The following is an 8,601-nucleotide window of genomic DNA, read 5'->3' on the forward strand; positions in this document are numbered from 1 at the left end:
TCAACTTTATCGTAAATATCTTAGCTGGATTAGCAGCATACAGTTTCTTCCCTAAGAAACCTTCAATCAAATATCAAACGGTAAAAACTAACCAATTGTACGCTTTTTAATTATCGAATTCAGGTTAATAGTTTCTAAAATTTAGCTAATTTAACGTTTTTCCCGCAAAGGCCATTATCTATTGGGAAAAGTCTGATTGTAAAAGAATTGAGTTCGACAGTTTTGACAATCAAACTGATTTTCCTTTTTTAATCTATTTAGTTATATTTGAGTCTCATCACTGTTTACGGAGCCTATTATGCTAGAACCTCTCAAAAACTTTATTAACTCAAAGATAAGTGGAAGGATGGTTGGGGTGGAGATAAAAAATGAGCGGGTAAGCGGAGAACTGTCTTCTCCTCGGAAAGCTCTACACCCAATACTGCATGCTTTTGGCAGTGCCAATGTGCGTCATCGCCGAGGATAATTCTCCATATTGGTTACTTCACTAATTTCGGGTGGTTTGGGGTACATACTACTAAACAGGACAGTAACTTCATTGACTGATAACCGTTAACAAAAAAAGAGAAGATATGAAAAAAATTGCATTGCACTGGCAGATACTGATAGGTATTGTAGGAGGCATACTGACAGGGTGGCTCTGTATCCAGTTTACAGGAGGGACAGAATTTGTTATTGACTGGATAAAGCCTTTTGGTACTATTTTCATCAACCTGTTGAAATTGATCGCTATCCCTCTTATCATTGTATCTCTTATCAAAGGAGTTTCTGATCTAAAAGATGTAACACAGCTTTCCGGCTTGGGGCTGCGTACGTTTGCCGTGTACATACTAACAACGGTTATCGCTGTTACTATAGGCTTGGCGTTGGTTAACCTTATTAAGCCCGGTAGCTTTATAACTGAAGCTACCCGGGAGCAGATGTTACAAATGTTTGGGGGCGAAGTACAGCAAAAGGTAGACCAAGTTACTGTAGTACAGGAAGTCAGAGGGCCCTTGCAGATACTGATTGATATCGTTCCGGAAAACATTTTTCATGCGACAACCTCAAACAGTAATATGCTCCAGGTCATATTCTTTAGCCTGCTGGTCGGTATTGCGATGATATTGTTGCCCGCTAAGCAGATAGAGACGTTTAAAAACGTACTGGACACCGGAAATGCCATCGTATTGAAGATTGTCGATATCATGATGATGTTTGCTCCATATGGTGTATTCGCTCTTATTGTTACGCTCATTGCAGAGGCACCTTCCATTGATATGTTCAAAGCTTTGACAATGTACGCTTTTACTGTTGTACTCGGGTTATTGGTTCTGGTATATGGAATATACACGATTTTTGTCTATTTTTTTGGCAAAATGAACCCCGTCAAATTTTTCAAGGCTATTTTGCCCGCCCAACTGTTGGGGTTTTCGACTAGCTCGAGTGCGGCTACGCTACCTGCAACGATGGAGTGTGCAGAAGAGAACCTGCATATACGGAAAGATGTGCTGAGCTTTGTTTTGCCCATAGGAGCCACTATCAACATGGACGGTACCTGTCTGTATCAGGGTGTCGCCGCCATCTTTATTGCGCAGGTCATGGGATACGACCTGACCACCGCGCAACAGCTAAGTGTCATAGCAACGGCAACGTTGGCCTCTATCGGTGCCGCGGCCGTGCCGGGAGCCGGTATCCTGATGCTGGTAATCGTACTGGAATCCATCGGAGTCAATCCAGCCGGTATCGCCCTGATATTTGCCGTCGACAGACCATTGGATATGCTCCGGACAGCGACCAATGTGTCGGGAGATTCGATGGTCGCATTATTGATGAACAGGTTTAGTACGGCTAAGGCCAATCCCCCGCAAATTGGCGATAAATAGCAATAGAAATGGGCGAAAAGGAACCATAAGGAGCAACAGCTATACCGGATCACTAAGGGAAAAGCAAAAGATAAAATAGGGGCTGTGCACCCATTAGAAGCCTATCTAGCCCCATTTAGTTTATTTTTTGTACATTTGTTTGTTAATATGGAAAAAACAAACATCATTAACACTACCGAACAGGCAACCAGTCAGATTTACCAATGGACATTTGAACTTGCAAAAACTGCCGGCGTGCAGGATAGAATTGCGCATATCCTTACCTCGGCCGGTCTTCTGATTGTCGCCTTTATCCTGTTGGTGCTACTTGACTTTCTTTTGAAAAGTTTTTTTAATTCGATCGTTACGCGATTGATCAAAAAGACGAAAAGTAACTGGGACGACTATCTGCTTGACAACAAAGTGCATATACACTTAAGCCGTCTTATTCTCATCGCTGTTTCACAGCAATTCTTACCGTTGATTTTTGTTGGGTTTCCCTCTTTTGTAACGGCTCTCGATAAATTTTTGAGCATACTGGTTATATTTGCGGTTTACGGGCTGGTAAACAGTTTTTTAAAGACTGCGCGGGATATCCTGCGATCTTCCAGGACGTTTGTGGACAAGCCTTTGGACAGCTATCTTCAGGTGTTTCAGATATTCCTCATATTTGTTGTCGGCACCCTGATTGTTTCTATTCTTACGGGCAATTCGCCATGGTCTTTTCTCGTCTCTCTGGGTGCAGCGTCCGCTATCCTGATGTTAGTCTTCAAAGATACTATACTCGGTTTTGTGGCCAGCATACAGGTCTCTGCAAATGATTCCGTACGTGTCGGGGACTGGATAGAAATGCCCAAATATGGTGTTGACGGAGATGTCCTACAAATCAATCTCAATAACGTGAGGGTACAAAACTGGGACAAGACGATTGTGACCATACCTACTTACACCTTGTTAAGTGATTCTTTTAAGAATTACAGGGGGATGCAGGAAAGTGGTGGGCGAAGGATCAAGCGCGCTATCCATATCAAGATATCAACCATCCGATATATGGATAACAGCGAAATAGAAGAACTGAGGAAAATCGCACTTCTGGCTCCATATATCGCACAAAGAGAAGAAGAAATCAAGAAATATAACAATGAACACAATGTTGACGAAGAGGTATTGGTCAACGGGCGCAGAATGACAAACGTAGGCCTGTTCAGGGCGTATATAAAAGCTTATGCCCTGCATAACCCCAATATACATCAAGGATTAACCTTGCTGGTCCGTCAACTGGATCCCACTGAAAACGGACTTCCGCTGGAACTCTACATGTTTACAAAGGGGACGGAATGGGCATTTTTTGAGGATGTCATGTCCGATATTTTCGATCACCTCTTTGCAGCGATAAAATATTTTGACCTGGAAGTCTTCGAGCTTCCTGCATCAGATGATCTGCGCCATCTATTAGACAAGCAGGTGCATGAAATTCAATAATTAATGACAGGTCAGTCGGCTAGTATGCTTTTATCAGCAGCTTCCTTTCTTTTTAGCCCTCAGAAACAATAGCCAAGTATTCCTGCGGGTAGGAATGTCAGGAAGAGCGAAAGGTTTTTGTTAAACATCTATTAATGGTGGATAAGTCCTAAAAATATTTTATAGTTTTACCGCTTTTTTTATTATCCTCATCCGGAATGAAAAAGCGATTGTATAATCCTGCCCCAGCTGTTTGTATTTAGTTTTTTAACCCAGATTACGCAGTAGATATTTTCATTTGAAGATCTATAGGGTAATCCCAAAGTCCCCGGAACCATTTTCTACGTTTTTTGGTTAATGCAATTTTGAGCTTTAGAGTATCACCTACCTTTTCAAAGTAAGCGCCAATTGCAAAAGTTCTGTAACGTAGTGTTGATAATGTTTTTTGCGTTTTTTCCTGTAAGACGAATATTCTGAATATGGACATTAGATTATAGGCTATCATGGAGAATATTAATGCAGCTTCTGTTGCATAAAATGCTTTCAGGTTAAAGCTTTCTGCTCCAAAATCGGCTTTTAATTCTTTGATTCTATTCTCCGCATCACCACGTTGGCGATACATCCGCCATACATCAGTTGCAGCAAATTCATTATTTGTAAAGTATGCAGAATAGCGATAGTTTCTATGGATTTCATCTTCTGGAAATAAACTTAATGTCCTTCCGGTTGCATTGGGTCTATTGGCTATCTTCTGTCGGACTATTACTAGTCTGCGTTGCTTGTCCCAGGTTTTCCCCTGATAGTGCTTGTCGCAGATTTCAATTCCCTCATCCACCATCAACCAGGTGTCTTGCTCGTCGATTAAATGCTGTACAGGGTGGGTAAACTTTGCAGCAACAATATATTTCAGTGCTTTTTGTTCCAAATGTTCAAAAATATCTTTTTGACAAAAGCCACTGTTTAATCGAACCAGGCCCACTTTTTTAGCGCCAAAAACCGATAAAGTTTCTTCTAAAAAACCAATAAAATTATTCGCTGAACTAGTGTTTCCGCTTCTGAGCCAAAAGTTAGCAACCATTTTTACCTCATTTACGAAAGCTATAATGGGATGGTGACTGTTTCTTCCTTTTTTCTTGGGATTATACCCTTTCTTGGCTCCATCTTGTGCGCCATAGCGGGTAACAACTGAGGAATCAATGTCCAAAGTAAAATAGTTAATATTAATATTTTGAAAGAACCAACTAAAAAAATGATGACCTACCTCTTGATTCGTATTTTGTGTGAACTTGCCAAAGTAACGTTTATATGCATCTTGTCCAGGTGTTTTCCTCCAATCAAAAATCTGACCAAGAGCCCTGTCTGATCGTGTAATCTCCGTATGCAGAAAACGGTTTGCTCCACACCAAATACTTGTAATAAAGGACTCCAGAAGAACTTCTTTTTTGTAGGAATTATTGGGTTGAGATACGGGTAAAGAAGTACAGTTTTCTATCTGTTCCCGAAAGCCAATTTTGTCCAACATTTGCTTCAAAAAAAACATTCCGCCCCAGGGTGTAATCTCTTGATTAGTAAATGATAACTCGAATTTCATAGCTAACTTTTTTCTACTGCTACGCAGTTGGATTCTAAATCTCTAAATTAACTATTTTTTTCTATTGCGTAATCTGGGTTAAAATGACTTGCTGAAAACAGGAGATAACTGCCCTAAAGGAAAAAATAACACATTGTATCTGCCTGGATGCTACTGAGGAAGCCGCTTTCTATACTTTGCCCCTGAGGAATACGGATGTAGTCGTAGTGGCAATAGGAGAAGATGAAGGCGCCAATATCATGGTGAGAGCCCTATGTAAAGAAGCCGTGCCGAACGCTGGTCAAAGAAGCTTTGCATGACCGGGCTGGTCGATTCATTCGAGCTGAACAGTAATTACAGCATCGTCGAAGCCGTCGTGCCGGATAAATATGTGGGCAAAAGTATTCAAGAAATCGGTTTCCGTGAAAAATACGAACTATTGGTATTGACCATTTTAAAAAGCAAAGAGCAGAAAACAAACTTTGGAAAAAGTATGGTTACGACGATACTCCACGGTATACCTAGACCGGATACCGTACTGGAACAGGGCGATATATTAGCTATCTACGGATATAATGACCATATCAAATCTTTTTTATAGTTTGCTTTCTGCGCCGGTCGGCACGATGGCAAGGCTGTCATTGGGAAACTGAACAGACAGCCATTTCTTCAATTTCTGCCCTTCCTCTTCGGGAAAGTCGTCCTTAGCCTGATAGACAAATGCTATGTAATTGACCAGGCTGTCCCTGGTATTGTGATACTGTTGCACACCAATGCTATAATGTGTTATCTGCGGGAACAGTATAGCCATATCATGACGAAGCTGGACATTTGCCAGTTCATAGCGGGAAAGGCGCTGGTTCAGGCTACGGATCGTAAGATCTTTTTCATTAACGGAGACGGTATGCTTATCTATTTCGCTCAATATTGCAGACCTGAGGTCTACGCTGTCCTGTTTGATAATGAGCTCCGTATTTTCGACACCATAAGATGCCAATAAGTTTTGGAGCTGTTCGATTTCCACAGGCTGAAATTTTTTGGTCAGGAAAGCCAGCTCCAGACGTTTCGGATTTTTATTGAACTGTGTTTTTTCATAAACGATAGTATAGCCTTTTTCGGCAAATTCATGCTGTACAAATTGCTTGATACGGTCACTGAATTTCTTTTCCTGCAAGAGGTTGTATGCAAAATACAGGCTGGGAGCAATCAATATGATAGTCAGTAAGGTAATGCTTTGCCCGATCCGTTTTTCCCGCAATTTGTCCACATAGTGAACCTTGGGATACCGCAGATATTTAACGATAGCAAAGGTAGACAGACAAATGAAAACGCAATTGATGATGTATAGATATATAGCGCCGGCAAAAAAGGACATATTGCCTATCGCCAGTCCATATCCGGCTGTACAGAGCGGAGGCATCAGAGCGGTAGCGATGGCCACCCCGGGGATAGGGTTGCCCTTATTGACCCGTGTAATCGCAATGACACCGACCAGTCCACCGAAAAAAGCAATCAATACATCATAAATATTGGGCGATATGCGGGCCAGTAGCTCGGATTGGGCGTCTTTGAACGGGCTTAGCAGGAAATACAGGAAAGAAACCACCAGGCTGATCAATGTCGCGATCAAAAGATTTTTGATGGATTTTTTCAACAGCGGGAAATCAAATGTCCCTAAGGCGAAACCAGCCCCTAAGATCGGGCCCATCAATGGTGAAATCAACATGGCACCGATGATGACCGCTGTTGAATTGACATTCAGTCCCACAGAAGCGATGACTATCGCACAGGCCAATATCCAGGCATTAGCACCCCTGAAAGAAATATTGCTGATCACATTCTCCAGCACTTTTTCCTTTTCGTCTTCGTCTTTGTGCAGATCAAAAAAATTAAACAGCTTGTTCATGACGGTTCCCAAAATTTAGTTTAATAACAAATATACATATACATATACATTAAATATAGTTTGTTTGGTTTCTCTTGTTTTTTTGTTTATTTTGAGAGTTGGTCATATTCCATTGATCTATTGAATTTTTTTAGCATAAAAACGACATTATGAGACGAACCTTATTAGTTCCTACTGATTTTTCAAACAATGCATTTGTTGCAACTACCTATGCCTTGGGACTGGCAAGGCTCTTAAACGCCGATGTACACATTATCCACGCCTATAGACCGCTTTATTCTGCCTTTCAAAGTCAGCTTGCCAATGAAACCGATGCCCAACGTGCAGGGATCGAAGCGCAAAAGCGGATGACAGACTTTTTAGAAAAACTGGATAATGCCGGCAAAGTACAAATAAGAACGTCTATCGTGAGAGATCATCTTAAAGAGGCGCTTCACACCTATCTGTTGTCAGATGATACGGTAAGCTTTATTGTGATGGGTACCCACGGCGCATCGGGCCAGCGCAAAGATCTGTTGGGAAGCAATACCTATGACGTAGCGAAAACAATCCAGATTCCCCTGTTGATCATACCCGAATATACGAAAGGTTTTAACCTGGAACATGCTGTTTTCTTCACGGACTATCAAAAGGACGATGTGCTGATATTGAAGGCGATGATGGAGTTGTATGATGCCTGTTGCCCCTCATGCACGATGGTACACATTGCAGAACATCTTTCGGAGGAGGGAAAAACACGATTGGATAACTGGAAGGACAAACTGGTCGAAGAAAGTGGCTACAGCCGGTCGGTAGAGACTTCACTTGTCGAGGATAAAGAGAATATTGATACTGTAAATACCCTTATTGATCAGCTTCAGGCGGATCTATGCCTGCTTACCTTGGTTGGCGGAAGAAATTTCTTTGAAAAGCTGTTCCACAAGAGCCTGGCCAGAGCAATTATCTTGAACCCCGAAGTCCCTGTTTTGTTGACTGCAACGAGATAATGTACGGGGATATATCCCCCTGCTTTTTTAATTTAAGCCCCTGTACTCATTCGGTGTTACGCCTGTCTTTTGTTTGAACAGCCGGGTAAAATGCTGTTGGTATTTGAAGCCCAATTCGGCGGCGATGTCATGAGGGTGTAAAGTAAACTGTGTCAAATAAAGAATTTTTATATTAGACACAGCAAATGGAAAAAGCGGAATTTGATTTTGAGAGCTTCAAAGAGGAAGCAATGAGAGGTCTTTATGAGGGCAAGAAAATGGGCGGTACCGACGGAGTTTTCGCTCCGATGTTGAAACACCTTCTAGAAAGTATGCTTGAAGGTGAGCTGGATCATCATCTACAGGAAAGTAAAGCTTCAGGAGAGGTTAACCGTAAAAATGGGAAGACAAGAAAGACTGTACGGAGCCTTCAGTCCGGACAATTTGAATTGGAGAGCAGTCGTGACCGAAACGGTACTTTCGAGCCTAAGATAGTCCCTAAACGTCAATTGATCATTACAGAGGAGCTTGAAGGCAATGTTATCTCCATGTATGCCAGGGGCATGAGTACACGGGATATTTCAAGCTATGTGAAGGAGATGTATGCCATGGATATATCTGCTACGGAGATCTCCAATATTACGGACAAGGTGATTCCTGCACTGAATGAATGGCGTAACCGCCCGCTTGAATCGGTATATCCTTTTGTATTTCTGGACTGCACTATAAACCTGAATTCGATTATTAATTGTATTTAAAATTGCAATCATGGTGGTAAATGTTTATATTTAAGTATCTGAAATTCAAATATTTAACAATATACCAGACCATGATTACATACGATAAAGTTACCGA

Annotated in this window: 8 protein-coding genes and 2 pseudogenes; 7 read left to right on the forward strand and 3 right to left on the reverse strand. The window is 41.6% G+C overall.

Annotated features, from left to right (window positions below; translation table 11 throughout):
- The 3 genes and pseudogenes from FLS47_RS19170 to FLS47_RS15330 form a co-directional block, all read left to right on the forward strand.
- Positions 1 to 110 (forward strand): annotated as a pseudogene (locus FLS47_RS19170) (IS982 family transposase); the annotation flags it as partial.
- A gap of 462 nt (positions 111 to 572) precedes the next feature.
- Positions 573 to 1,865, forward strand: a complete 1,293-nt coding sequence (locus tag FLS47_RS15325) for a dicarboxylate/amino acid:cation symporter (RefSeq protein ID WP_149915221.1) — start codon at positions 573 to 575, stop codon at positions 1,863 to 1,865.
- Positions 1,866 to 2,012: 147 nt separating this feature from the next.
- Positions 2,013 to 3,326 (forward strand): mechanosensitive ion channel family protein, encoded by a 1,314-nt coding sequence (locus FLS47_RS15330; RefSeq protein WP_149915222.1) that lies wholly within the window; start codon positions 2,013 to 2,015, stop codon positions 3,324 to 3,326.
- Between the two features lie 256 nt (positions 3,327 to 3,582).
- Here the strand turns inward: FLS47_RS15330 and FLS47_RS15335 are convergent, their stop codons facing one another.
- Complete coding sequence (locus tag FLS47_RS15335) at positions 3,583 to 4,896, reverse strand: IS1380 family transposase (RefSeq protein ID WP_149915223.1); 1,314 nt, start codon at positions 4,894 to 4,896, stop codon at positions 3,583 to 3,585.
- 104 nt (positions 4,897 to 5,000) lie between these two features.
- Between FLS47_RS15335 and FLS47_RS19085 the strand changes: the two genes are divergently transcribed.
- Complete coding sequence (locus tag FLS47_RS19085) at positions 5,001 to 5,195, forward strand: NAD-binding protein (RefSeq protein ID WP_149915227.1); 195 nt, start codon at positions 5,001 to 5,003, stop codon at positions 5,193 to 5,195.
- On the forward strand, positions 5,192 to 5,476 hold the full coding sequence (locus FLS47_RS15345; protein ID WP_149915224.1) for a TrkA C-terminal domain-containing protein: 285 nt from the start codon (positions 5,192 to 5,194) through the stop codon (positions 5,474 to 5,476). Before FLS47_RS19085 ends, FLS47_RS15345 begins: the two co-directional genes overlap by 4 nt.
- On the opposite strand, the gene FLS47_RS15350 is transcribed toward FLS47_RS15345, so the two are convergent.
- The gene (locus FLS47_RS15350; RefSeq protein WP_149915225.1) at positions 5,471 to 6,781 is read right to left on the reverse strand and encodes a TIGR00341 family protein; all 1,311 of its coding nucleotides are present in this window, start codon (positions 6,779 to 6,781) and stop codon (positions 5,471 to 5,473) included. The two genes, FLS47_RS15345 and FLS47_RS15350, sit on opposite strands and share 6 nt — an antisense overlap.
- Before the next feature lie 149 nt (positions 6,782 to 6,930).
- Between FLS47_RS15350 and FLS47_RS15355 the strand changes: the two genes are divergently transcribed.
- Complete coding sequence (locus FLS47_RS15355; protein ID WP_149915226.1) at positions 6,931 to 7,767, forward strand: universal stress protein; 837 nt, start codon at positions 6,931 to 6,933, stop codon at positions 7,765 to 7,767.
- 27 nt (positions 7,768 to 7,794) lie between these two features.
- Here FLS47_RS15355 and FLS47_RS15360 read toward each other — a convergent pair whose 3' ends face one another.
- Complete coding sequence (locus FLS47_RS15360) at positions 7,795 to 7,947, reverse strand: helix-turn-helix domain-containing protein (RefSeq protein WP_223225344.1); 153 nt, start codon at positions 7,945 to 7,947, stop codon at positions 7,795 to 7,797.
- 5 nt (positions 7,948 to 7,952) lie between these two features.
- Here FLS47_RS15360 and FLS47_RS15365 point away from each other — a divergent pair.
- A pseudogene (locus FLS47_RS15365) lies at positions 7,953 to 8,468 on the forward strand (transposase); the annotation flags it as partial.
- Positions 8,469 to 8,601 lie beyond the last annotated feature (133 nt).

The organism is Sphingobacterium cavernae (genome assembly GCF_008520265.1).
GTDB lineage: Bacteria > Bacteroidota > Bacteroidia > Sphingobacteriales > Sphingobacteriaceae > Sphingobacterium > Sphingobacterium cavernae.

Excerpts from the sequence above, each read along its gene's own strand:
- FLS47_RS15325 (WP_149915221.1), top strand. The coding sequence starts at position 573 with ATGAAAAAAATTGCATTGCACTGGCAGATACTGATAGGTATTGTAGGA.
- FLS47_RS15330 (WP_149915222.1), top strand. The coding sequence starts at position 2,013 with ATGGAAAAAACAAACATCATTAACACTACCGAACAGGCAACCAGTCAG.
- FLS47_RS15335 (WP_149915223.1), bottom strand. The coding sequence starts at position 4,896 with ATGAAATTCGAGTTATCATTTACTAATCAAGAGATTACACCCTGGGGC.
- FLS47_RS15345 (WP_149915224.1), top strand. The coding sequence starts at position 5,192 with ATGACCGGGCTGGTCGATTCATTCGAGCTGAACAGTAATTACAGCATC.
- FLS47_RS15350 (WP_149915225.1), bottom strand. The coding sequence starts at position 6,781 with ATGAACAAGCTGTTTAATTTTTTTGATCTGCACAAAGACGAAGACGAA.
- FLS47_RS15355 (WP_149915226.1), top strand. The coding sequence starts at position 6,931 with ATGAGACGAACCTTATTAGTTCCTACTGATTTTTCAAACAATGCATTT.